Source organism: Micromonospora sp. CB01531 (assembly GCF_001905095.1).
In the GTDB taxonomy this organism is placed as follows: Bacteria; Actinomycetota; Actinomycetes; order Mycobacteriales; family Micromonosporaceae; genus Micromonospora.
In genome coordinates this window covers 74923-96951 of the sequence record NZ_LWLS01000062.1, presented here as the reverse complement: position 1 = coordinate 96951, position 22029 = coordinate 74923, and the positions used below count along the sequence as shown (strand labels likewise).

Annotated in this window: 24 protein-coding genes and 1 pseudogene; 18 read left to right on the top strand and 7 right to left on the bottom strand. The window is 72.5% G+C overall.

Features of this window, described 5'->3' with window-relative positions:
* Positions 1–8: 8 nt before the first annotated feature.
* From A6A27_RS14170 to A6A27_RS14160, 3 genes are all read right to left on the bottom strand, one after another.
* Entirely contained in the window at positions 9–437 is a 429-nt protein-coding gene (locus tag A6A27_RS14170; protein ID WP_073835055.1) for a hypothetical protein, read from the bottom strand.
* Between the two features lie 170 nt (positions 438–607).
* The gene (locus tag A6A27_RS14165; protein ID WP_073835054.1) at positions 608–1816 is read right to left on the bottom strand and encodes a cation:proton antiporter; all 1209 of its coding nucleotides are present in this window, start codon (positions 1814–1816) and stop codon (positions 608–610) included.
* Between the two features lie 5 nt (positions 1817–1821).
* Entirely contained in the window at positions 1822–2322 is a 501-nt protein-coding gene (locus tag A6A27_RS14160) for a cation:proton antiporter regulatory subunit (RefSeq protein WP_073835053.1), read from the bottom strand.
* Positions 2323–2351: 29 nt separating this feature from the next.
* Between A6A27_RS14160 and A6A27_RS14155 the strand changes: the two genes are divergently transcribed.
* Positions 2352–3443: a hypothetical protein gene (locus A6A27_RS14155; RefSeq protein WP_073835052.1), complete on the top strand. Its 1092-nt coding sequence runs from the start codon at positions 2352–2354 to the stop codon at positions 3441–3443.
* 94 nt (positions 3444–3537) lie between these two features.
* Here the strand turns inward: A6A27_RS14155 and A6A27_RS14150 are convergent, their stop codons facing one another.
* Positions 3538–3756, bottom strand: coding sequence for a winged helix-turn-helix domain-containing protein (locus A6A27_RS14150; protein ID WP_073835051.1), 219 nt, complete (start codon positions 3754–3756; stop codon positions 3538–3540).
* 204 nt (positions 3757–3960) lie between these two features.
* On the opposite strand from A6A27_RS14150, the gene A6A27_RS14145 reads away from it, so the two are divergent.
* Both A6A27_RS14145 and A6A27_RS14140 read left to right on the top strand, forming a co-directional pair.
* Positions 3961–4278, top strand: coding sequence for a DivIVA domain-containing protein (locus A6A27_RS14145; RefSeq protein ID WP_073835050.1), 318 nt, complete (start codon positions 3961–3963; stop codon positions 4276–4278).
* Complete coding sequence (locus A6A27_RS14140; RefSeq protein ID WP_073835049.1) at positions 4275–4526, top strand: hypothetical protein; 252 nt, start codon at positions 4275–4277, stop codon at positions 4524–4526. Before A6A27_RS14145 ends, A6A27_RS14140 begins: the two co-directional genes overlap by 4 nt.
* A gap of 60 nt (positions 4527–4586) precedes the next feature.
* Here A6A27_RS14140 and A6A27_RS14135 read toward each other — a convergent pair whose 3' ends face one another.
* Entirely contained in the window at positions 4587–5723 is a 1137-nt protein-coding gene (locus tag A6A27_RS14135; RefSeq protein WP_073835048.1) for an epoxide hydrolase family protein, read from the bottom strand.
* 83 nt (positions 5724–5806) lie between these two features.
* On the opposite strand from A6A27_RS14135, the gene A6A27_RS14130 reads away from it, so the two are divergent.
* The 15 genes and pseudogenes from A6A27_RS14130 (at position 5807) to A6A27_RS14060 (ending at position 18931) form a co-directional block, all read left to right on the top strand.
* On the top strand, positions 5807–6448 hold the full coding sequence (locus A6A27_RS14130) for a TetR/AcrR family transcriptional regulator (RefSeq protein WP_073835047.1): 642 nt from the start codon (positions 5807–5809) through the stop codon (positions 6446–6448).
* An 85-nt stretch (positions 6449–6533) separates the two neighbouring features.
* Complete coding sequence (gene clpB / locus A6A27_RS14125) at positions 6534–9125, top strand: ATP-dependent chaperone ClpB (RefSeq protein ID WP_073835046.1); 2592 nt, start codon at positions 6534–6536, stop codon at positions 9123–9125.
* A 148-nt stretch (positions 9126–9273) separates the two neighbouring features.
* Positions 9274–9648, top strand: a complete 375-nt coding sequence (locus A6A27_RS14120) for a hypothetical protein (RefSeq protein ID WP_073835045.1) — start codon at positions 9274–9276, stop codon at positions 9646–9648.
* A 59-nt stretch (positions 9649–9707) separates the two neighbouring features.
* Complete coding sequence (locus A6A27_RS14115) at positions 9708–10532, top strand: hypothetical protein (RefSeq protein WP_073835044.1); 825 nt, start codon at positions 9708–9710, stop codon at positions 10530–10532.
* Positions 10533–10630: 98 nt separating this feature from the next.
* A complete protein-coding gene (locus A6A27_RS14110) occupies positions 10631–11260 on the top strand; it encodes a DUF4178 domain-containing protein (protein ID WP_073835043.1) in 630 nt (209 codons plus the stop codon).
* 2 nt (positions 11261–11262) lie between these two features.
* Positions 11263–11814, top strand: coding sequence for a DUF2617 family protein (locus A6A27_RS14105; RefSeq protein ID WP_073835042.1), 552 nt, complete (start codon positions 11263–11265; stop codon positions 11812–11814).
* Complete coding sequence (locus tag A6A27_RS14100) at positions 11811–12236, top strand: DUF4247 domain-containing protein (RefSeq protein WP_073835041.1); 426 nt, start codon at positions 11811–11813, stop codon at positions 12234–12236. The genes A6A27_RS14105 and A6A27_RS14100 overlap by 4 nt, the downstream gene beginning before the upstream one ends.
* A 30-nt stretch (positions 12237–12266) precedes the next feature.
* Positions 12267–12689, top strand: a complete 423-nt coding sequence (locus A6A27_RS14095) for a DUF350 domain-containing protein (RefSeq protein WP_073835040.1) — start codon at positions 12267–12269, stop codon at positions 12687–12689.
* Positions 12689–13534 carry a hypothetical protein gene (locus A6A27_RS14090; protein ID WP_073835039.1) on the top strand — a complete coding sequence of 282 codons (846 nt, stop codon included), beginning with the start codon at positions 12689–12691 and terminating at the stop codon, positions 13532–13534. The genes A6A27_RS14095 and A6A27_RS14090 overlap by 1 nt, the downstream gene beginning before the upstream one ends.
* Positions 13531–15099, top strand: a complete 1569-nt coding sequence (locus A6A27_RS14085; protein ID WP_073835038.1) for a polyamine aminopropyltransferase — start codon at positions 13531–13533, stop codon at positions 15097–15099. Before A6A27_RS14090 ends, A6A27_RS14085 begins: the two co-directional genes overlap by 4 nt.
* A gap of 81 nt (positions 15100–15180) precedes the next feature.
* Positions 15181–15969: a hypothetical protein gene (locus tag A6A27_RS14080; RefSeq protein ID WP_073835037.1), complete on the top strand. Its 789-nt coding sequence runs from the start codon at positions 15181–15183 to the stop codon at positions 15967–15969.
* 144 nt (positions 15970–16113) lie between these two features.
* Positions 16114–16614: pseudogene (locus A6A27_RS14075) on the top strand (hypothetical protein); the annotation flags it as partial.
* Positions 16615–16979: 365 nt separating this feature from the next.
* The gene (locus A6A27_RS14070; protein ID WP_073835036.1) at positions 16980–17789 is read left to right on the top strand and encodes an SDR family NAD(P)-dependent oxidoreductase; all 810 of its coding nucleotides are present in this window, start codon (positions 16980–16982) and stop codon (positions 17787–17789) included.
* A gap of 167 nt (positions 17790–17956) precedes the next feature.
* Positions 17957–18496: an orotate phosphoribosyltransferase gene (gene pyrE / locus A6A27_RS14065; protein WP_073835035.1), complete on the top strand. Its 540-nt coding sequence runs from the start codon at positions 17957–17959 to the stop codon at positions 18494–18496.
* 57 nt (positions 18497–18553) lie between these two features.
* Positions 18554–18931 (top strand): ArsR/SmtB family transcription factor, encoded by a 378-nt coding sequence (locus A6A27_RS14060; protein WP_007073957.1) that lies wholly within the window; start codon positions 18554–18556, stop codon positions 18929–18931.
* Positions 18932–19227: 296 nt separating this feature from the next.
* Here A6A27_RS14060 and A6A27_RS14055 read toward each other — a convergent pair whose 3' ends face one another.
* Positions 19228–20004 (bottom strand): DedA family protein, encoded by a 777-nt coding sequence (locus tag A6A27_RS14055; protein ID WP_073835101.1) that lies wholly within the window; start codon positions 20002–20004, stop codon positions 19228–19230.
* Between the two features lie 411 nt (positions 20005–20415).
* Entirely contained in the window at positions 20416–21993 is a 1578-nt protein-coding gene (locus tag A6A27_RS14050; RefSeq protein WP_143193992.1) for an LPXTG cell wall anchor domain-containing protein, read from the bottom strand.
* Positions 21994–22029: the final 36 nt, after the last annotated feature.

The window sequence follows — 22029 nt, the reverse complement described above, 5'->3', positions numbered from 1 at the left end:
TTTGCGTACTAGAGGCGGCGGTTCTCCCGGACCAGGCCGCCCTCGCACCAGTCGCGGTAGGCGAAGAGGTCCGGCCGGGCGAGCAGCACCCGGCTGTTGTGCGCCCAGTTGCGCATCAGCTCGTCCCCGGTCCGCTCGGCCTGCTCGACGAGTTTGCGGAAGCGGCGCTTCGGGTGGGCCCGGAAGTTCGTGCGGATGCCGTCGGCGGCGTAGATGTAGAGACAGTGCAGGGCGAACCGGCGGGCCGGGCAGGCCGTGTCCATGGCGAGTTGGAAGAGCGTGTGCACCAGGTGGTCACCGGCGACCAGCAGATCCCAGTCCGGGGGCATGGAGGCCAGCGGTACGGAGTCCGGCTGGTACGCCCAGGCCCGCAGCTCCGCCGGCGAGGGGTCGACGGGGTTGGCGAAGCCGCGGAACGTTGACTCCTGCACGCTCACCGGCCAACCTTCCGTTTCCGCTGGCGGGGGCACCAGCCACCCGCGGACCCTGGCTGCTGGGGCGACACGGTAACGCGGTTGCGTGTACCTGCGGTAGACCTTCCCGGAACCAATTCGGTGACCGTTGGCCGGGCCGGGTCCACCGTACGGTCGACCCGGCCCGATCAGGGTCAGTCGGCCGCCCCCACCGGGACGGGCCGCCGGGCGGCGGTGCGCTGGCGCAGCCAGCGCTTGAACCAGGGCAGGTCGGGCAGACGGGCCAGCATCGGCCCGGTCACCACGGTGATCAGCACGTACGCGGTGGCGAGCGCCGCCAGCTTCGGTTCGACAGGTTGCGCGGCGGCGACGGCGAGCCCGGCGATGACGATGGAGAACTCGCCGCGCGGGGTGAGCGCGAAGCCGGCCCGCCAGCGACCGGGCTCGGCGATCCCGGCGCGCCGGGCCGCCAGATAACCGGTGAGCAGCTTCGTCCCCATGGTGACCACGGCCAGGCCCAGGGCCGGCAGCAGCACCGGGGGCATGTCCAGCGGGTTGGTGACCAGCCCGAAGAACACGAAGAAGACCGCGGCGAAGAGGTCCCGCAGCGGGGAGAGCAACTCCGTCGCGTGGTGCGCCACCGGGCCGGAGAGGGCGATGCCGACCAGGAACGCCCCGACCGCCGCGGACACCTGCAGCTTGGCCGCGACGCCAGCGACCAGCAGAGTCAGGCCGAGCACCCCGAGCAGCAGCGCCTCGGGGTCCTTCGCGGAGAGCGCCGCGGAGATCAGGTGGCCGTACCGGATGGCGACGGCCAGCACGACGACCACGGTGAGCACCGCGACGGCGAGCGCCACACCGCCCTTGACCAGGCCGACCCCGGCGAGCAGCGCGGTGAGCAGCGGCAGGTAGAGGGCCATTGCCAGGTCCTCGATCACCAGCACGGAGAGGATCACCGGGGTTTCCCGGTTACCGACCCGGCCGAGGTCGCCGAGGACCTTGGCGATCACCCCGGACGAGGAGACCCAGGTGACGCCGGCGAGCACTACGGCGGCGATCCAGCCCCAGCCGAGCAGCAGCGCGAAGGCGAAGCCGGGCAGCGCGTTGAGCACCGCGTCGATCAGGCCGGCCGGGGCCGCCGAGCGGAGGTTGCCCACCAGTTCGTTGGCGCTGTATTCCAGGCCGAGCATGACCAGCAGCAGGATGACGCCGATCTCCGCGCCGACGGCGAAGAACTCCTCGCTGGCGTTGAGCGGCAGCAGGCCGCCGTGGCCGAAGGCGAGCCCGGCGAGCAGGTAGAGGGGGATGGGCGAGAGGCCGACCCGGCGACTGAGCCGGCCGAGCAGGCCGAGCAGCAGCAGTAGCGCGCCGACCTCGATGAGCAGAATTGTGGTTTCGTGCATCCGCGTCAGCCGTCCGGGTCGGTGTCGGCAAGGATTGCGCTCACCCCGTCGAGGCCCTGGCGGGTGCCCACCACGACCACGACGTCACCGGCCGCGAAGCGGAAGGTCGGGTCCGGCGAGACGATGACCTCGCCGTCCCGCAGCACCGCCACGATGGAGGCGCTGGTGCGGGTACGCGCCTTGGTGTCGCCCAGCCGCTTGTTGACGTACTTCGAGCCGGCCGGGATGGCAATCTGCTCGGTGAGCAGCCCTGCGGCCTGCTCACGCAGCCCGGAGAGCTGGCCGAGCATCAGCGACGCGCCGAGAATGTCGGCGAGCGCCTCCGCCTCGTCGTCCGTCAGCGGGATGTCGGCCTGACAGGAGTCGGGATCGTCCGGGTCGTAGAGGACGAGATCCCGTCGGCCGTTGCGGTGGGAGACCACGCCGACCCGGCGGCCCGATTCCGTCACCAGGTCGTGACGTACGCCGATCCCCGGTAAGGCAGTCTGTTCGACACGTACTCGCACGCAGGCGAGGTTACCTGGTTGGAGCTCGGATGGATTCGGCAAGATCCTGCCGGCTGGTTATCCTCCTGCTGCTGCCCGTGCTGACGGCCTGCTCGATCGGCGACGTCCGCCGGCCACCGCCGAACCGGGCCTCCGCGTCGCCCCGCCCGTCGGCGACCGCGCCGCCGGTCGCCGACGTCGACGAGGTACGCCGCGTGCAGGTCGCCGTCCCCGACCGGTACGACCCGCCGTTCGTCGAGTTCGTCGACGCCGACCAGGCGTACGCCCTCTTCGCCACCTGCGACGGCCGGCCGCCCGGCCGGGACTGCCCGGCGCTGCTCTTCGCCACCGGGGACGGTGGGCGGTCCTGGCGGGCGCTGCCGCATCCCCGGCCGGTCGCCGACAACCAGCAGCTTTACGCCCCGAAGGGCCTGCTGGTGCTCGCCGCCGAGCCGTTCGGCTGGTACGCCTCGACCGACGGCGGCGTCACCTTCACCCACCACCCGGGACCCGCGCCGCCTCCGGTGCTGTCGGGTGCCAACGGCCAGTTCCAGGTGGCCGAGCAGGACGGCCAGGTGGCCCGCTGGGACGGCCGCCGGCTGCGACCGTTGGCCGCCCAGCCGGGACTGCCGGCCGTGAACACCGTGCGCGAGGTCGAGGACCTGCTGGTGGCGGCCGGCGCGAGCGACGGGAGGCCGTACGCCGCGGTCTCCGCGGACCAGGGACGGCGCTGGCAGCGGACGGAGGTGCCGGCACCCGACGGCGAGGTCGGCGTGGTGCGGGTGATGCGCTCGCCCGACGGCGAGGCCTGGCTGGTCGGGGAGCGACCGGACCGGACGGGCTTCCCGGCGCTCTGGCGCTACCGGGGCAACTGGCAGTTGGTGCGCGCCGACGGCCGCCCGGACCGGATCCACTCGGTGGCCCCCGCCGGCGCCGGGCGGGTGGCGGTGACCGGGCCGGACGGCGTGGGGGTGGTGGTCGACGGCCGGTACGAGCGGGTCCGCTGGCCGGTCGGCCCCGAGCACTACCTGTCGCTGCTCGCTGACGGCACGCTCGCGGCCCGCGCCCCGGACGAGACGGTGCTCGCCGTCGGCCCGGTGGGCGCTCGCAGGTGGATCAGGGTGGTCCTGGTCGGCGGCTGACGGCTCGGCCTCTGGGGCCGCGCTCGTCCCCGCGGCGCTCCGGCGACCGGCGTCTGTGGTGGCGTCCTTCGGACCTGAATCGCTTGTGCCCGGCCTACTGTGGCTCGGCGACGAAGACGCCGACCCCTTCGAGGGTCTCGGTCAGACCGGTCGCGCGCAGGATCATCATCGCCTTGCCGACCACGGTGTCCGACACGCCGTATTCCTTGCATAGTTGTGACCGGCTCGGCAGCTTGGTGCCGGGCGGCCATTCTCCCGAATCGATCTTGCTCTTCAGCTCGTCTGCGAGCACCTGGTACTGCTGCTTGGGCATACACACTCCCCGGATGGCACGCCCATTCGATCACGCAGCAACCTCCAACCTCAAGCAATCGTGGGTTGGTCGTTGACCTACAACCGCTACCGATTGTAGGTTCCCTGTGAACGCTTCCGGATGGCACTGGGGCGCTCACCTGGTCGGGACGGGCATCCCCGTGCTCCGTCCCGACCTCGCGGATGTCGAGAAGGGATCAGCGTCGTGCGTAACCTCCTGCGACCCCTGTCGAGGCGCCGGAAGGCCGGCCCGATCAACCAGCCGCCGGCCGGCGCCTACCGCTCGGCGTCGTACCTGCCGTTGCGGCCGTGGCAGGTGCGGAGCCGCACCTTCGCCACCCGGCGGCGCGGCCTGGACCCGGTCGAGGTCGCCGCGTTCCTCGATCGCGTCGCCGGCGATCTTGCCGCGGCGCAGGCCGAGGTGGTCCGCAGTCGGGCGGAAACGGCCCGGATCAAGGACGCGCTCCGCGAGTGGCAGTCCCGCCAGGCCCCCACCATGCGCGACCTGGCCCGGCGCCCGTGACCAGCCGCTACGTCATCCACCTGCCGGTCCGGGCACCCGACCTGGCTCGGGCGAAGATGCTCGGCCGGACCGCCGCCCGCTCGCTGGCCTTCCTCACCCACGTCGACTCCGGCGAGACCACCGTCTCCGCCGAGGACAACCAGGGGGTACGCCATCGCGTGTTCTGCGACCACCGTCTCGACGACGGCCGCCGGTGCATCCTGCGGGCCGACCACGAGACTCCCTGCACCGCGCGCCTGCCCCGCTGACCGCGGTGAGTCGTGCCCGATCGGGACCGGATCCCGACCGGGCACGTGAGCGGCCGATGCTCAGCGGAGCGACGCGAAGAACTCCCGGATATCGCCGACCAGCACATCCGTCGCCTCGTGGGCGGCGTAGTGCCCGCCGACGTCGCCGCGCCCCTCGACCTCGGTCTGGTACGCCGTCCACCGCACGATGTTGCCGTGGTCCCGCTCGGCGAAGCGGCGGATCGACTGGAAGTCGCCGGGGAACATGGCCAGCGCCGTGGGCGTGGTCGTCGGCCCGGTCGGGTGCTCGGCGGTGTGCGCGTCCTCCCAGTAGAACCGCATGGACGAGGCGGCCGTGCCGGTGAACCAGTAGATCGCCACGTTAGCCAGGATGAAGTCGGCGTCCAGGCTCTCGTCGAAGAGTTGCGCGTTCCAGGCGAGCAGCCCGACGGGTGAGTCGGCCAGCGCGAACGCCAGGGTCTGCGGCTGCTGGCTGTGGACCTGGTTGAAGGAGAACTTGTTCTCGTAGAACCACTGCAGGTGCTTGAGCGCGGCCTGGTCGGCCTCGGAGAGTCCGGCGAACTCGGCCGGGTCGCCGGACGGGAACGAAAAGAGCTGGGTGACGTGCACGCCGAGTACGTGCTCCGAGTCGATCCGGCCGACCTCGGGCGACACCAACGAACCACCGTCGTTGCCGACCGCGCCGTAGCGGTCGTAGCCGAGGCGGGCCATCAGGTCGGCCCAGGCTCGGGCGGTGCGGTAGCGGTTCCAGCCGGCGCTGCGGGTCGGGCCGGAGAAGCCGAAGCCGGGCAGCGACGGGATGACCAGGTGGAACGCCGGCGAGTCCGGGTCGGCCGGCTCGGTCAGCGGGGCGATCACGTCCAGGTATTCGACCACCGAGCCGGGCCAGCCGTGGGTGAGCACCAGCGGGGTGGCGTCCGGCCGGGAAGACCGGACGTGCAGGAAGTGGATGTCCTCGCCATCGATCTCGGTGACGAACTGCGGGTGCGCGTTGAGCCGCGCCTCCACCGCCCGCCAGTCGAACTTCTCCAGCCAGTAGGTCGCCAGCTCGCGGACCCGGCCGGTCGGCATTCCGTACGTGGCGCCGGCGGCGGGCAGCTCTCCGGGCCAGTTGGTGCGGCGCAGTCGGCCGGCCAGGTCGTCGAGCGCGGACTGCGGGATCTCGACGCGGAACGGGCGGATGGCGATGCTGGACATGCGCTGCTCCTTCAGAACGGAATGTTTCGTTCCGCTTCACAATAGCAGAGCGGAACGATCCGTTCCACTGCTAGCCTGGAGTCATGCCGAACCCGACCGACGCTCCCCAGCTCCCCGGCCGCCGTGCCCAGGCCGCCCGGAACGACGCGGTGATCCTGGAGGCTGCCCGCGCCGTCTTCCTGGCTGACCCGAAGGCGCCCATCGCTGCGGTGGCCGAGCGGGCCGGCGTCGGCATCAGCGCGCTCTATCGGCGCTACGCCGGTAAGGAGGACCTGCTCCGCACGCTCTGCCACGACGGCCTGCGGCGGTACATCGCCGTGGCGGAGGAGTCCGCCGCCGACCCGGACGGCTGGCGGGCCTTCGCCGGGTTCCTGGAGCGTGTCGTCGATGCCGACGTGCACTCGCTGACCGTGCATCTCGCCGGCACCTTCACGCCGACCGAGGAGATGGGGCGGGACGCGCTGCGCTCCGGTGAGCTCACGGCGGAGCTGGTCGAGCGGGCCAGGGCGACCGGTCGGCTCCGCGCGGATGTGGTGGTGCAGGACGTCGGGTTGCTGCTGGAGGGCTGCACCGCGATCCGCGTACCCGATCCGGAGCGGACCCGGGAGTTGCGTCGCCGGCACCTGGCGCTGCTGCTGGCCGGTCTTTCCGTGACCGAGCCGCCACTGCCCGGGCCGCCGCCGGCGGTCGGGGAGTTCGACTGGCGGTGGCGACGCTCCGAGTGAGTCAGCTCACACCGTTGGAGTTGAGCGGAATAGGCTCAACTCTGGTTGTGTCGGTTCTAGTGGACACGCCGATCCGGGGGAGCCCATGAACACGGAACGCCTCACCACCAAGAGCCGCGAGACCATCACCGGCGGCGTCGCGCTGGCGAACCAGCGCGGCCACGCCACCGTGGAGCCCTGGCACCTGCTGCTGTCGCTGCTCGACACCGAGGGTTCGACCGCCGCCGGCCTGCTGCGCGCCGTCGGGGCCGACCCCGCCGAGCTGCGCCGGGTCGCCCAGCGCTCAGTCGACGCCCTGCCCGCCGCGCACGGCTCCAGCATCGCCGAGCCCACCCTGGCCCGCGAGTTCGTCAACGCCATCGGCGCCGCCGAGCAGATCGCCCGGCCGCTAGGCGACGAATACACCTCGACCGAGCACCTGCTGGCCGGCCTGGCCCGGGTGGGTGGCGCGGTCTCCGTCGCCCTCAAGAACGCCGGGGCCACCGAGGAGAACCTGGTCGCCGCCTTCCCGACCGTCCGCGGCGGGGACCGCCGGGTTACCACCGCCGACCCGGAGCAGACCTACCAGGCCCTCGCCAAGTACGGCGTCGACCTGACCGCCAGCGCCCGCGAGGGAAAGATCGACCCGGTCATCGGCCGGGACTCCGAGATCCGCCGGGTGATCCAGGTGCTGTCCCGGCGTACCAAGAACAACCCGGTGCTGATCGGTGAGCCGGGCGTCGGCAAGACGGCCATCGTCGAGGGCCTGGCCCAGCGCATCGTCGCCGGTGACGTACCCGAGTCGCTGCGGGACAAGAAGCTCGTCTCGCTCGACCTCGGCGCGATGGTGGCCGGCGCGCAGTACCGCGGGCAGTTCGAGGAGCGGCTGAAGTCGGTGCTGGAGGAGATCAAGAACTCCGACGGCCAGGTCATCACCTTCCTCGACGAGCTGCACACCGTGGTCGGCGCCGGCAAGGGTGAGGGTTCGATGGACGCCGGCAACATGCTCAAGCCGATGCTGGCCCGGGGCGAGCTGCGGATGGTCGGTGCGACCACGCTGGACGAATACCGCGAGCACATCGAGAAGGACCCGGCGCTGGAGCGCCGCTTCCAGCCGGTGCTGGTCGGCGAGCCGACCATCGAGGACACCATCGGCATCCTGCGCGGCCTCAAGGAGCGCTACGAGGTGCACCACGGCGTACGGATCACCGATGCCGCGCTGGTCGCCGCGGCCTCCCTGTCCGACCGCTACATCACCGACCGGTTCCTGCCGGACAAGGCGATCGACCTGGTCGACGAGTCCGCGTCCCGGCTCCGGATGGAGATCGACTCCCGGCCGGTCGAGGTGGACGAGATCGAGCGGGCGGTGCGCCGGCTCGAGATCGAGGAGATGGCGCTGGCCAAGGAGCCGGACGCCGCCTCCGCCGAGCGGCTGGAGCGGCTGCGCAAGGAACTGGCCGACAAGCGGGAGCAGCTCACCGTGCTCTCCGAGCGCTGGCAGCTGGAGAAGAGTCACATCACCAAGCTCTCCACGGCCAAGGAGGAGCTGGAGCGGCTCGGCGGCGAGGCCGAGCGGGCCGAGCGCGACGGCGAGCTGGAACGCGCCGCCGAGCTGCGGTACGGCCGCATCCCCGCCCTCAAGGCCGAGCTGACGCAGGCCGAGGAGGAGCTGGCCCGGCTCCAGGCCGACGGCGCGATGCTCAAGGAGGAGGTCGGCGCGGACGATATCGCCGCCGTGGTCGCCTCCTGGACCGGCATCCCCGCCGGCCGGCTGCTGGAGGGGGAGACCGCCAAGCTGCTCCGGATGGAGGAGTCGCTGGGTTCCCGGGTGGTCGGCCAGCGCGAGGCGGTCGGCGCGGTCGCCGACGCGGTCCGGCGTGCCCGGGCCGGTGTCGCCGACCCGGACCGTCCGACCGGCAGCTTCCTCTTCCTCGGCCCGACCGGTGTCGGCAAGACCGAGCTGGCCAAGGCGCTCGCCGAGTTCCTCTTCGACGACGAGCGGGCCATGGTCCGCATCGACATGAGCGAGTACGGCGAGAAGCACTCCGTCGCCCGTCTGGTCGGTGCCCCGCCCGGGTACATCGGCTACGAGGAGGGCGGCCAGCTCACCGAGGCGGTGCGCCGCCGGCCGTACTCGGTGGTGCTGCTGGACGAGGTCGAGAAGGCCCACCCCGACGTCTTCGACGTGCTGCTCCAGGTGCTCGACGACGGCCGGCTCACCGACGGTCAGGGCCGTACCGTGGACTTCCGCAACGCGATCCTGATCCTCACCTCGAACCTGGGTTCGTCGGTGATCAGCGACCTGACGCTGACCGAGGAGCAGCGCCGGGAGGGCGTCCTCGCGGTGGTCCGGTCGCACTTCAAGCCGGAGTTCCTCAACCGCCTCGACGACATCGTGGTGTTCGCCGCCCTGCAGGGCGAGGATCTGCGGGCCATTGTCGACATTCAGCTGGACCGGATGCGCCGCCGGCTGGCCGACCGCCGGCTCGGCCTGGCGATCACCGACCCGGCCCGGAGTTGGCTCGCCGAGCACGGGTACGACCCGATCTACGGCGCCCGTCCGCTGCGCCGGCTGGTGCAGTCGGCGATCGGCGACCAGCTCGCGAAGGCGCTGCTGGCCGGCCAGATCCGCGACGGCGACACGGTCAAGGTCGACCTGGCCGACAGCAAGGAAGGCCTGACCGTCACCGCCGCCTGACCCACCCGTCCGGACCGGCCCCGCCCCACCCCTCCGGCGGGGTCGGTCCTGTCTCCGGGCCCCGGTCCACCTGCGTCCGGTGTTGCGGCCTGCGACAACTTTCCGATCAACGAGTGGTGCCAGGGGCGTTAGGGAAAGGATGACGGGCATGGTGGGGATCGGAAAGGACCGGGAGTTGGACGCGGCCGTCGAGGAGTTGGCCCGGGCGGACACCCTCGCGTTCGGCGGAGTCGGGTTCGCCGGGACGCTGCTGCCGGAGACCGAGGCGTACCGGCGGGTCGAGCAGGCGCTGGACGAGCATCCCGACGCGGCCCGGAAGCAGATCGACTGGCTGCTCCGGCACGGGTCGCCGGCCGGGAAGGCGTACGCCGCCACGCTGCTGGACAAGGCCGACGCGGCGGCGGGGCGCGCGGCGTGGACGAGGCTGCGGACCGACGAGGCCGAGTTCACCACGTTCACCGGCTGCCTCATGGGTCGGGCCAGCCTGCGCGAGTACGCCACGGAACGCCTCGCCGGGAATTGACCGGCGGTCCACCCGGAAACGGGACAGCGGAAACTGGTGGGGCCCCGTAGCTTTCCGGGATGACCTCGACCGCCACTCCGTCCCGCCCGCCCCGCCCGAAGGCCGTCACGGCGGCCTCCTGGTTGCAGTTCGCTGCGGCGGCCCTGCTGCTGGTGGCGGTCGGCCTGGTGGTGTGGCACGCGATCTGGTGGAACGGCGAGATCGACCACGCGGCTCGGCTGGTGCCCGCCGCCGATCCGGCCGAGGTGGACGGTGAGCGCTTCGGCAACATCATGACGTCCTGCCTGATGGGGGTGCCGGCGCTGCTGCTCGCGGCCCTGCTCGGCGGCGCCGCCTGGGGTGTCCGCCGGGGTAGCGTCGGCGCCCGGATCGCCGTCTTCGTGGCCGGCGGCCTGCAACTGCTGGTCGGCCTCGGCCAGTGCCTCTGCGCGGGCGCGGCGCTCCCGTTCCTCTTCGCGCTCGGCGGCCTGCCCGAGGAGGGGGACCTGCCCCCCGACTTCTTCCCGGAGGAGTCGAGGTTCATCCAGACCCTCTACGACACCGATTCCAATCCGGTCGAGGACCTCCTCTTCGCCGGGGGCGGACTGATCGCGCTGCTGGTCTTCGGGCTCACCGCCACCGCCATCGTGCTGCTGGCGCTGCCCACGTCCCACCGCTGGTTCGTGCCCCAGGCCGCGCAACCGCCGCACCCGCCGGTCGCCTATCCGGCGCCCTACCTGCTGCCGCCCGGCTACATGATCTGCCCCGACCCGCGGGCCCACGGCGTCCCGTGGCAGTACCCGGCCGCACCGGAAGCCGCCGCGCCCGCCCCCGCCGCGCCGGTCGATCCCACGGGAGCGCCCGACGGGCCGCCCCCGCAGGCCGCCGATCCCACCCGGGATTGAGCGACGCCGGGTAGCTGACCGGCCACTCAGCGAACGTCGTTTCGGCGGGCGTGCGTCCGGTTGTTACCGTCTCCGCCGACGCGTGTGGGGAGGCGGTCGTGAACGGAACGGTGGCGTATCTGCTGGTGGCCCTGGGGTGTCTGGTCGGGGCGGCCGGTGTGGTGATCGCCGTGGTGGCGCTGCGCAAGGCCCGCACCGGGCCCCGCCCGCACGCCCCCGGCGACCCGTTCCACGATCGGGACGCGGACGCGCTCCGCGGCGACCCCCGCCGGCTCAAGCCCGGCGACATCGTGGAGATCCGCCAGGTCCCGTACACCGTCCGTGGCTCGGTGCACTTGGTCGAGGGCGGCTGGAGCTGGGCGGAACACCTGCTCGACGATGCCGGCGGGGTGAAGCGCTGGCTCTCCGTCGAGACGGACCCGGACCTGGAGTTGGTGCTCTGGACCGGCGAACCGTCCGCCACGGTCACCCCCGGCGCGCCCACCCTCGACGTCGCCGGCCGCCGCTACAGCTGGGACGAGTCCGGCCAGGCGCGCTACACCGCCACCGAGGGCACCGGCCTCGACCCGCGCGGCACCATGCGCTACCACGACTACCAGGCGCCCGGCGGGGCCCGGCTCTCCTTCGAGGCGTACGGGGAGGCCGGCTGGGAGGTGGCCCTCGGCGAGAAGCTGCACCGCGCCGAGGTGATGATCTACCCGCAGGGTGACCCGGAGCAGGCGGGCTGAGCGTGCTGGTCGCCCTGGACGCCCCGTACGTCGACACCAGCGCCGCCGACCTGAGCCTGGCCCTCGGCGGCCCCGAACGCCCCGCCCTGCACGTCCGCGAGCTGGCCCTGCCCGACGGCGTCCGGCTGCGGCTGTGCCTGCTCGGCGCCTCGCACCAGGTGGTCTGCGGCGCGTTGGTCGAGACCGTTGCGTGCCTGCCCGGCCGCGCGCCGCACCTGCCCGACACCCTGCACGACCCGGTGGCCGGCTACCGGTTCACCGCCACGGTGCTGCGGCCGGCCGGCGACGGGCTGCGTACCCAGGTCGCCGCGCTCCGCGCCGACCTGGCCGACGACCCGTACGCGCTGGTCGGGGTCTTCCCCGGCGACGTGGACGCGGTCACCGCGCTCTCCGTCCGCCCTGACCCGCCGGACGGCGCGGTGGCCTGGCGCACCTGGCACGCGTATCCGCAGACCAACGAGCTGGTACTGACCGAGACGGTGGTGGCAGTTGTGAGCGCGAGGAGTGAGCCGGGGTTGCGAGCCCCGCAGTCGCGAACCGAGGTGGGACTGTGACGTACCGACGGTGGTTCGTGGTGGGGGTGGCCGTCGCGGTGGTCGGCGTGCTGGTCGCCGCCTTCGCCGTCTTCTACGGCAGCTTCTCGGCGCGCGGCTACGTCGAGGATCACTACACCCGGGCGGCCGGCCGGGACATCGGCTCCGACGCGCTCGCGTACACCTCGACCCGGTCACCGAGCCAGGTGGCGAAGGAGGTCACCGACGCCTGGCAGCCGGCTGACGAGTACGTCGACGGCAGCGGCGTCTACCTGCGCTACGACGACGACTCGGTGGTGATCCTGCCGGTTGCCGCCGGCTCGCTGATCCTGCTGGAGCGGATGACCACCGCCTACCCCCGCTACCACCACGTCGTCGGCCACGGCTGGGGCTGGGGCCGTGGCAGCACCGTCCGGGGCGGCGGCCCCGGCGCCGGCAAGTAGCCCGTCCGACCGCTCACCCTGGAGTCCCCTGTGCAGCATCTCGTCACCGATCTGCTGGTCACCCTCGCCTACGGCGTGGTCGGCGTCGTCCTGATGGGCATCGGCTACCTGCTGGTCGACCTGGCCACCCCGGGCCGGCTCAGCCAGCTCATCTGGACCGAGCGCAACCGCAACGCGGCGCTGCTGCTCGCCTCCAACCTGGCCGGTGTCGGCATCATCGTGGTCGCCGCGATCGCCGCCAGCCCGGACGACTTTGTGCTCGGCCTGGTCGGCGCGGCCGCGTACGGCATCCTCGGGCTGGTCATCATGGCGGCGGCCTTCGTGCTGCTGGATGTGGCCACCCCGGGCAAGCTGGGTGAACTGCTGGTCGACCCGGAGCCGCACCCGGCGGTCTGGGTCTCCGCCGTCGTGCACCTCGCCACCGGCGCGATCATCGCCGCCGCGATCAGCTGATGGCCGGCGGGACGCGCCCGGCCCAGGCGAAGCCCCTGGCGAAGGGGAAGTCGCGGGGGTGGCAGGCGGCACTGGGCGCGGCGGTGCTCCTGGGCGCCGTCGGCCTCTGCGTCGTCGGGGCCGTCAGCGGCTCCGACGACCTGAGCGTCCCCGCCCCGGCGACCGACGAGCGGACGGAGACCGTGCCGATCCTCCGGGACGCCTTCGCCAGCCAGGGCATCTGCTACGGCTGGCGACTGACGGACGGGTACGACGTGGTGAGCGTCGGCTCGAACCTCGGCGACGGGACGGCGGTCGGGGACGCGCCGGGCTGCCCGCGCTGGATCGAGGTCAGCGCGGACATCACCTACACCTCGGAGAGCAGCGAGGCCAGCGACTCCGCCTGGATCCGGGTGCAGGGTTCTGACGACCTCGGCCTCGCCGCCCTGCAAGCCGTCGAGACCGGGCTGGGCTGGTTCGGGCTCGACGAGGACGTCTTCATCGACGACCCGGGCTGGGCGATCACCCGTGCCGCCACCACGCTGCCGCTGCTCGCCGCCGAAGCCGGCCTGGCCGGGCCGGCGGCCACCCCGAGTGCCGATCCGGCGGCCCCGGCGAGCCCGCTGCCGGCCGCCGGCAACGACTTCTGGCGGGACCGCTGGGGCTGGCTGGTCGCCGCCGTGGCGCTCCTCCTGCTCGCCGCGCTCTTCGTCGCCGTGGGCGTGGTGCAGCGCCGCCGGACGACTGCTCCGGGTCGCGGCGCGGCGGCAGACGCGCCGAGCCGGAGTGGTCGCAAGCTCCGGGTGCGCGCGCCCGCGCAGCGCGCCGGGGCGGAAGCCGCCGGGCGTACCCGGGAGAAGTCGTGATCACCGACGCGCCGGCGCCGCCGCGACGGCGCGCGGCCCGCGCGGCGGTGCTGCTGGCGGTCTTCGTCTGCGCGGCCTGCGGCCTGGTGTACGAGCTGGCGCTGGTCGCCCTCGGCAGCTACCTGATCGGCGACGCGGTCGGCCAGGCGTCGATCGTGCTCGGCGTGATGGTCTTCGCGATGGGCGTCGGCGCGCTCGCCGCGAAGCCGTGGCAGTCCCGGGCGGCGGCCGCGTTCGCCGCGGTCGAGCTGACCCTCGCCCTGCTCGGCGGCCTCTCCGTGCTCGGCCTGTACGCCGCCTTCGCCTGGCTCGACCTATACGGGCCGGCGCTGGTCGGCACCGCGTTCGTGCTCGGCCTGCTGATCGGCGCGGAGATCCCGCTGCTGATGGTGCTGCTGCAACGCATCCGCGAGCAGTCCGCCGGCGACGCCGTGGCCGACCTCTTCGCCGCCGACTACGTCGGCGCGCTGCTCGGCGGGCTGGCCTTCCCGTTCGTGCTGATACCGGTCTTCGGCCAGCTCAAGGGCGCCCTGGTGGTCGGCGCGGTGAACGCGGTCGCCGGCCTCGCCCTGGTCTGCACGGTCTTCCGGGCCGACCTCGGCCGCCGGTCGCGGCTCGCGCTGGGGGCCGGCTCCGTCGTGGTCGCTCTCCTGCTCGGGTACGCCTGGATCACCGCGCACGACTTCGAGGTGACCGCCCGCCAGCAGCTCTACCGCGACCCGGTGGTGCACGCCGAACGCAGCCGCTACCAGGAGATCGTGCTGACCCGGTCGGTGCGCGAGGTCGGCCACGCCGACAGCGACCTGCGGCTCTTCCTCAACGGTGACCTCCAGTTCAGCTCGGTCGACGAATACCGCTACCACGAGTCGCTGGTGCACCCGGCGCTGCGCGGCCCGCGCGGCGAGGTGCTGGTGCTCGGTGCCGGGGACGGGCTGGCGCTGCGGGAGATCCTGAAGTACCCGGACGTGCGCCGGGTGACCGTGGTCGACCTCGACCCGGCCGTGGTACGGCTGGCGAAGAGCGAGCCGCAGCTGCGCGAGCTCAACGGGAATTCGTTCGCCGACCCCCGGGTGCGGGTGCTCAACCTGGACGCGTTCGGTTGGCTGCGTACCGCCATGGACCGCTTCGACGTGGTGGTGGCCGACCTGCCCGACCCGGACGAGACGGCCACCGCCAAGCTCTACACGATCGAGTTCTACGCGCTGGTCCGCTCGGTGCTCGCCGCTGGCGGGCGGCTGGTGGTGCAGGCCGGGTCGCCGTACTTCGCGCCGCGGTCGTACTGGTCGATCGAGCGATCGGTCCGCGAGGCGGGCTTCGCCACCGTGCCGTACCACGTGGACGTGCCGAGCTTCGGCGACTGGGGGTTCGTGCTGGCCGCGCCCGGCACCGCCGCGCCGGCGCTGGAACTGCCCGCCGACGCCCTGCCGCTGCGTTTCCTCACCCCGTCGGTGCTGGCCGCGGCGGCTACCTTCCCGGCCGACCGGCCCCGGGTGGACGTGCCCGCCTCCACGTTGCTGCAACCCCGCGTGCTGGAGTACGCCCGTGCGGAGTGGCGCGGCTACTGATTCCCGCGGTCCCGGCTCTCGCGCCGTGCTCTGCTGGCCTGGTCTCGTTACGGTGGTCGTGTGATCTAGGGAAGGAGAATCATGGTCGATGCCCAGGGCCCCCCGGCCCGCACCCGCCCGGGCGTGGTGACGCTCTCCAGTTGGCTGCTCATCCTCGTCGCCGCCATTCAGGTGGTGAACCTGATCCTGACGCTCGCCACCATCGGCACCGTCCGGGACGTCCTGCGGGACGCCTATCGGGGCACCGCCGCCGAGCAGGCGGGTGATTTCGCGTACGGGGCCGCCATCGGCGGTGCCGCGCTCACGCTGCTGCTCGCGATCGCGCTCGTCGTGCTCGCGCTGTTGAACAACCGAGGAAAGAACGGCGCCCGGATCACCACCTGGGTGCTGGGCGGCATCCTGTTCTGCTGCAGCGGCGCGGGCCTGGTGAGCAACGCGACCGGCGGCCTGACCGGCGGTGGCTCGACCGGCGGCAACATGCCGAGCCCCGAGGAGCTCCAGCGCCGGCTCTCGGACGCCCTGCCGTCCTGGTACGGGCCGGTCAGCAATCTCCTCGGCCTGGTCGCCCTGCTGGCCCTGCTGGCCGCGCTGATCCTGCTGGCGCTGCCCAGGTCCAACGAGTTCTTCCGCAAGCCGAAGCCGGTCTGGGAGCCGCCCCTGCCGGGTGGCACCTACCCGGCCTACCCGCCGGCCCCCGGGTACCCGCCCGCGCCGGGCTACCCCGGTCAGCCGCCGGCGCCCGGCTACCCGCCGACTCCGGGTCAGCCCCCGGCTCCGGGTCAGCCACCGGCCCCCGGCCAGCCTGGCCAGCCCGGTCCGTCGTCGGCTCCCGAGGACCGGCCCGGTCCCCAGCCGCCATCCGGAGGTTGACGCTCCGATAAGAGCGACTCGGACGATCCCTCCGAGTAGGTTGCAAGCCGACGCCTACCGGAGGGATCTGTCGTGTCGCACCCCGTTCAGGCTCCGCCCCGCCGTCCGGGGGTGGTCGTCGCGGCGGCGGCGGTGCTGCTGCTGATGGCGGTCGGCGCCGTGGCGTACGCGGTCGCCAACCTGGCGGTCACGCCCGGCACGGTGGACCGGTTCCGGGTGGCGGCGCGCGCCACCGGGGCCCGCGATAGCGAGATCGACCCGCTGGTGTCGCTGCTGCGGGGCTCCACCGCACTGTCGGCCGTGGTCGGCGTGCTCGTCGGGCTGGTGCTCGTCGGGCTCGCTCTCGGCCTGCTCGCCGGCCGCCCCGGAGCCCGGGTCGGCACCTGGGTGGTCGCCGGCCTGGGCCTGTTCTGCGGCTGCTGCGGACTGGCGGTGCTGGTCGGTCAGCGGGCCGCCCCGCTGCGTCTCGGCGCCGACGAGCGGGTGACCGCCGACCTGCTCGCCCGGCTCGGCGACGCGTACCCAGGCTGGTGGATTCCGCTGAACGCGGCCCTGTCGGTTGCCCAGGTGCTCGGGTACCTGGTGGTCGCCGCCCTGCTGACGCTGCCTGGCGCGAGCGCCTTCTTCCGCCGACCCGCGCCCACCGGTCCCACCGCCGGCCCGGCGGTCCGCACCGGCCCCGTCCCGCCGGCCGGTCCGCTGCCCCCGATGCCGTCGGCCGGGCCGCTGCCGCCGGCCGGGCCAGCCACCCCGGCATCCGGCCCGGCCTACGGCCCGCCGTCGTCCGCGCCGCCCGCGTCCGCTGGCTCGGCTCCGCCGTATTCCGGCCCGCCCGCTTCGGCTCCGCCGTATCCCGGCCCGCCCGCTTCGACACCACCGTATTTCGGTCCATCGGCGGCCGACGGATCCCGCTCGCCGTGGGCGCCACCCGCACCTCCGCCGGCCGGGCCGGGACCGGACGGCCCGCCGCGCACTCCGTCCGGACCGACGTCACCCCCTGAGGATCGCCCGTGACCGACGAATCGCTCCCCTCCCCGCGCCGCGCGTTGATCACGGGCGCCAGCCTGGGCATCGGCGAGGCGTTCGCCCGCCGGCTCGCCGCCGACGGCTGGGACCTGGTCCTGGTGGCCCGGGACGCCGGCCGGCTCGCCGCCACCGCCGCCGAACTCAGCGGGCGGTACGACCGCCAGGTCGAGACGATTTCCGCGGATCTGTCCACCGACGACGGCTGTTCGGTGGTGGAACGCCGCCTCGTCGCCGAGCCGCCGGTCGGGCTGCTGGTGAACAACGCGGGCATCAGCCTGAACACCCCGTTCGTCCGCTCGACGGTCGAGGACGAGGCCCGGCTGCTGCGGTTGAACGTGCTGGCCGTGCTCCGGCTGACCCACGCGGCTCTCCCGTCGATGATCGAGCGGGGCAGTGGGGCAGTGATAAATGTCTCTTCCGTTGCGGGTTTCGGCGTGCCCATGCCCGGATCGACGTACTCGGCCAGCAAGGCGTGGGTGACGAACTTCAGTGAGTCGATGGGCCAGTCGGTGGCGCCGCTCGGCGTGCGGGTGATGGCGCTCTGTCCCGGCTACACCCGCACCGGCTACCACGAGCGCGCCGGCATCGACATGTCGCGCACCCCCGGCTGGATGTGGCTGCGGCCCGCCGAGGTGGTCGAAGAAGGGCTGCGTGACCTGCGGAAAGGCAAGTTGGTCAGCGTGCCGAACTGGAAGTACAAGCTGGCCGTGGCGGGCCTGCGGCACGCGCCGCGACGGCTGCTGCGCGGCGTCTCCCGGGACACCCGGGGGCGGGTCGGCCGGGGTCGCGACTGACCGCCGGCCGGTCGCGTGGGCGTTCCCGTCGCCGGGATCATCGTCCGGCAACCCGGATGGACGGTCGCACAGCGTAGTCGGGCATAGCCAGTCGTCGGTCGCCCGCAGGGTTGACCCGGGAGGACCCCACACACACCTCCCAGACTCGCGAAGTACCCTCTATCGCCATGGAGGACCACGACGACCTGCGTAAATTCATCACCGACCTGGCTGTGGTCCATGGCCGTGTGGTGCTCTCGTCGGGCCGCGAGGCGGACTGGTACGTGGATCTGCGTCGCGTCACGCTCCATCACCAGGCGGCGCCGTTGGTCGGCCGGGTGATGCGTGACCTGACCGCCGACTGGGCGTACGACGCGGTCGGCGGGCTGACCCTCGGGGCCGATCCCGTCGCCGCCGCGATGCTGCACGCCTCGGCCGGGACCGACCGGCCGCTGGACGCGTTCGTGGTCCGCAAGACGGGCAAGGCGCACGGTCTGCAGCGGCGCGTCGAGGGGCCGGATGTCGCGGGTCGCCGGGTCCTGGCGGTGGAGGACACCTCGACCACGGGTGGCAGCGTGTTGACCGCCGTCGAGGCGTTGCGTGAGGCCGGGGCTGAGGTGGTGGGCGTTGCGGTTATTGTTGATCGAGGCGCCGGCGACGCGGTGCGAGCCGCCGGACTGCCGTATCGGGCGGCCTATACGTTGGCTGACCTCGGCCTTGTGGCCTAAAAGTTTGCCGATTCGGATCTGCTGATATGCAGGCGGATCGATGCTGCTGGTGGAAGGATGGAATACGTGGGAACTGCGTTGGCTGAAATGACCATGCCTCAGATCTCGCCGCTTGCCGGCGAGCCGATCGAACGTGCCGACGCCGAGCGGCTCGCGGGGGTCCTCAAGGCCCTCGCCGACCCCGCCCGGCTGCGGCTGCTCAGCCTGATCCAGTCGGCCCCCGAGGGCGAGGCGTGCGTGTGTGACCTCACCGCGCCGCTCGGCCTCTCGCAGCCGACGGTCAGTCACCACCTGCGTATCCTCACCGAGGCCGGCTTGCTGGAGCGGGAGAAGCGCGGTGTCTGGGCGTACTACCGGCTGGTGCCGACCGCGATCGCCACGATCGCGGATCTGCTGACCCCGCCGCGTAAGCGGGCCACCAAGAAGGCCCGCTGAAACCGGACGTGTCCGAGCTTCGGGGTTGACTGTCCGGGGTCAGGGCGCGGCGTCAGACGGCCTTCATTCGGCCCGGCGTGTCGCCTAGCGGCGCAGCGGCCGAATTGTGGCCGTCGGCCGAGCCCGGATGTCCCGTAGGCCGCCCCGATTGAGTGCGGCGATGGGTGGCGTGCCAGGGGTGGCGCCACCACCGGACGGTGACGGCTGCCCGTCACCCGTTCCACCCGCAGAGCGGCAGGTCGTACGCGGATGGCCGGCCCCCCGGTGAGGGGGACCGGCCATCCGGCGTACGTCGGTCAGCGATCCTGCGGGCCGCGGCGTCGGTGGTCGTCGTCCCGCAGGGCGTCCCGGTACGCCTCGGCCGCGCCTGCCGCGCTGGAGGCGGCGACCACCGCGGCGGCCTCGCCGCGCTTGCGCGCCCGCCGGTCGCGGAGGAACTCGAAGAAGATCGGCAGCACCGAGATCACGATGATCAGGGCGACCACCGGCAGGATGTACCGGTCGATCTTGTCGCCGATGGCGTTGTAGATCTGGTCGGCCAGCAGGTAGCCGACCAGCAGGATGCCGTCCACCCAGAGGATCGCGCCGACGACGTTCCAGAGCAGGAACTGCCGGGCCGGCATGCCGAGCACCCCGGCCACCGGGTTGAGGAAGGTCCGCACGATCGGGATGAAGCGGGCCAGCACCACGGCCTTCGCCGGGCCGAACTTCTGGAAGTAGTACTCGGCCTTCTCCACGTACTCCCGCTTGAACAGGCGGGAGTTGGGGCGCTCGAACATCCGCCGGCCGTACCGGGCCCCGAACCAATGCCCGAGCTGCGCGCCGATGATCGCGCAGAGCGGCCCGCCGACCAGCAGCGCGACCAGGTTCAGCCGGGTGCCGGCGCCGAAGATCGCGTCCGCCACCGGCGAGGCGGCCACCCCGGCCAGGAAGAGCAGCGAGTCGCCCGGGAAGAAGAAGCCGACCAGCAGGCCGGTCTCGGCGAAGAGGATCACCCAGACGCCGACCAACCCGAAGGTGTGGATCAGGTCCTTCGGATCGAGCGGGTTCAGCGCCACGCTTTCGGAGAGCATCCGGGTCTTCTCTGCTGTGTCCACGGCCACAAAGGGTACCTGGGCCCGGCCTGGCCTCACGCCGGACCGGGCACCCGGCCGGCGCGGGAAGCCGTACTTTCACGGAAAGAGTGGCCATGCGGCGTCGAACAGCCACTCTTTCCGTGAATCTGCTCCTGCCGTGGGGATCACAGGCGGGGGTCGACGGGCTCGGACTCGCAGGCCAGGAACGTCGACACCCCGGGCCCCCGGAAACCCGTCGGTGGTCGTCCGTCGTCCGTGCGGTGCGGTTCAGTGCCGCTGCCGCTGCCGCTGCCGCTGCCGCTGCCGCTGCCGCTGGTGGGGTACGTCTGTCGGGGCGACCCGGAAATGCAGGGTGCCCCGCCGACCGGGGGGTCGGCGGGGCACCTTGGTTTCGTTGGGTGCCTCGGGTCAGGCGACGAAGCGGGTCTTGCGGCGGCGGGCCACCAGGTAGCCGCCCAGCCCGGCGACCAGCAGCAGGGCACCGATGCCGGCGATCAGGCCGGTAGAGCTACCGGTAATCGGCAGGGAGCCGCCGTCACCGCCCTCGCCACCGCCGTTACCGCCGCCGCTGCCCGGGCCGTTGTCGCCATCGCCCTCGCCACCGCCGGGGGCGTTGACCAGGATCTTGGCGGTGTCGTTGGCCGGGTTGAGATCGGTCTCGCCGGGGCCGGGGTTCACCGCGATCAGACCGGTTAGCGGACCCGCCTTGTCGATGCGGAGCGCGAACTCGAGCGTCACCTTGTCGCCCTTGTGCAGCATGGTCGAGTCATCGCACACGTACGCCGCGAAGCCGGGCATGTTGACCGGCTTACGGTCGAGGTCGCCGTTGTAGTCCCTGGGCACGCACCGGTCCGGCACCTTCGCCGCGTAGGCACCGGCCGGGATCTCCACCAGCGCCGTGGCGGTGGCGGCCGCCGGCCCGTTGTCGGTCCAGCCGACCGTGACCGGGACGGTGCTGCCGACCGTGCCGGTGACGCTGGCGCCGTCGGCGACCACGTCTGCCTTCTGGTCACCGGTCACCACGAGCCACATGTCGGCGCCGTTGTCCGGGCTGATATTGGTCTGCGGCGTCGACTGGACCCTGACCTGCGTCGCCAGCTTCAGCGTCGGTCCGGTGCCCTTCTGGAACTGGCCGAAGACTGGGTCGTTCCGGAAGTCCTGCCACTCGGCCCGGGTCAGCCAGCGCTGGCTGGCCTCCTGCCTGTTCGGCGCCCAGGCGTCGGACGGAATCGTGAAGCCGAACGACGAGTCGACGACGGCGGTCACGCCCGGCGCGAGCGGCTCGTCGAAGGTGCAGGCGAAGGCGTGGTCCTTGAAGCGCGTGACGGAGTACTCGCAGTTCTCGTAGTGCTTCGAGGGGATGAAGTGGGCGGGGCCGTAGAAGAAAAGGACGGCTCCGTCCGCGGTCGTCTTACCCACGTTGAAAACCCTGATCGGGGCCCGGACCGTCTCGCCGGGCGCGCCCTTCATCTCCATCGTGGGTCCGGCGGCCAGGTCGACACCCTCGCCGATGGTGACCGTGGAGCGGAAGGTCTGGGTGCCAGCGTAGGGGGTGGAGACGGTGAAGGTGAGGTCACCGTGCTGCCCGGGCTTGGCCGTGTCCTTGGCAACCACGGGCAGCACGAGAAGCCTGGTGTCGCGCTCGTCGTCGTCCTCGACCGTGCAGCTCAGGATCGGGCCGTCCTCCCGGCAGGCGCCGTTGTTGAACCCCCCTGACTGCACATGGGCGAAGCTTTGGACCGCGCTGCGGTCCACCTCTACCGTGTAGCTCGTCAACGGCTCGGTTGCCAGCGAGTCGAGCCGCACCCATTTCATGGGCCCGTCCGTAGCGACGATGACGTTGTTCGCGTACAGCCCGAACTCGGTGGCCTGTCGGTCGGACAGTGGGACCCCGGGGGCCGCGACGGCGGGGACGGCGGAGGCGGCGAACAGCGCGCCTGCGACGCCGAGCCCGGCCAGCCATCGCCGGGTGGGGTTGCTGAACATGTGGGGGATCCTCCCGAGGGATAGATATAGCGGTGC

Excerpts from the sequence above, each read along its gene's own strand:
- A6A27_RS14055 (WP_073835101.1), bottom strand. The coding sequence starts at position 20,004 with ATGCTCTCCGAAAGCGTGGCGCTGAACCCGCTCGATCCGAAGGACCTG.
- A6A27_RS14120 (WP_073835045.1), top strand. The coding sequence starts at position 9,274 with ATGGTGGGGATCGGAAAGGACCGGGAGTTGGACGCGGCCGTCGAGGAG.
- A6A27_RS14150 (WP_073835051.1), bottom strand. The coding sequence starts at position 3,756 with ATGCCCAAGCAGCAGTACCAGGTGCTCGCAGACGAGCTGAAGAGCAAG.
- A6A27_RS14090 (WP_073835039.1), top strand. The coding sequence starts at position 12,689 with ATGGCCGGCGGGACGCGCCCGGCCCAGGCGAAGCCCCTGGCGAAGGGG.
- A6A27_RS14155 (WP_073835052.1), top strand. The coding sequence starts at position 2,352 with ATGGATTCGGCAAGATCCTGCCGGCTGGTTATCCTCCTGCTGCTGCCC.
- A6A27_RS14130 (WP_073835047.1), top strand. The coding sequence starts at position 5,807 with ATGCCGAACCCGACCGACGCTCCCCAGCTCCCCGGCCGCCGTGCCCAG.
- A6A27_RS14060 (WP_007073957.1), top strand. The coding sequence starts at position 18,554 with ATGGAATACGTGGGAACTGCGTTGGCTGAAATGACCATGCCTCAGATC.
- A6A27_RS14115 (WP_073835044.1), top strand. The coding sequence starts at position 9,708 with ATGACCTCGACCGCCACTCCGTCCCGCCCGCCCCGCCCGAAGGCCGTC.
- clpB (WP_073835046.1), top strand. The coding sequence starts at position 6,534 with ATGAACACGGAACGCCTCACCACCAAGAGCCGCGAGACCATCACCGGC.
- pyrE (WP_073835035.1), top strand. The coding sequence starts at position 17,957 with ATGGAGGACCACGACGACCTGCGTAAATTCATCACCGACCTGGCTGTG.
- A6A27_RS14080 (WP_073835037.1), top strand. The coding sequence starts at position 15,181 with ATGGTCGATGCCCAGGGCCCCCCGGCCCGCACCCGCCCGGGCGTGGTG.
- A6A27_RS14050 (WP_143193992.1), bottom strand. The coding sequence starts at position 21,993 with ATGTTCAGCAACCCCACCCGGCGATGGCTGGCCGGGCTCGGCGTCGCA.
- A6A27_RS14135 (WP_073835048.1), bottom strand. The coding sequence starts at position 5,723 with ATGTCCAGCATCGCCATCCGCCCGTTCCGCGTCGAGATCCCGCAGTCC.
- A6A27_RS14165 (WP_073835054.1), bottom strand. The coding sequence starts at position 1,816 with ATGCACGAAACCACAATTCTGCTCATCGAGGTCGGCGCGCTACTGCTG.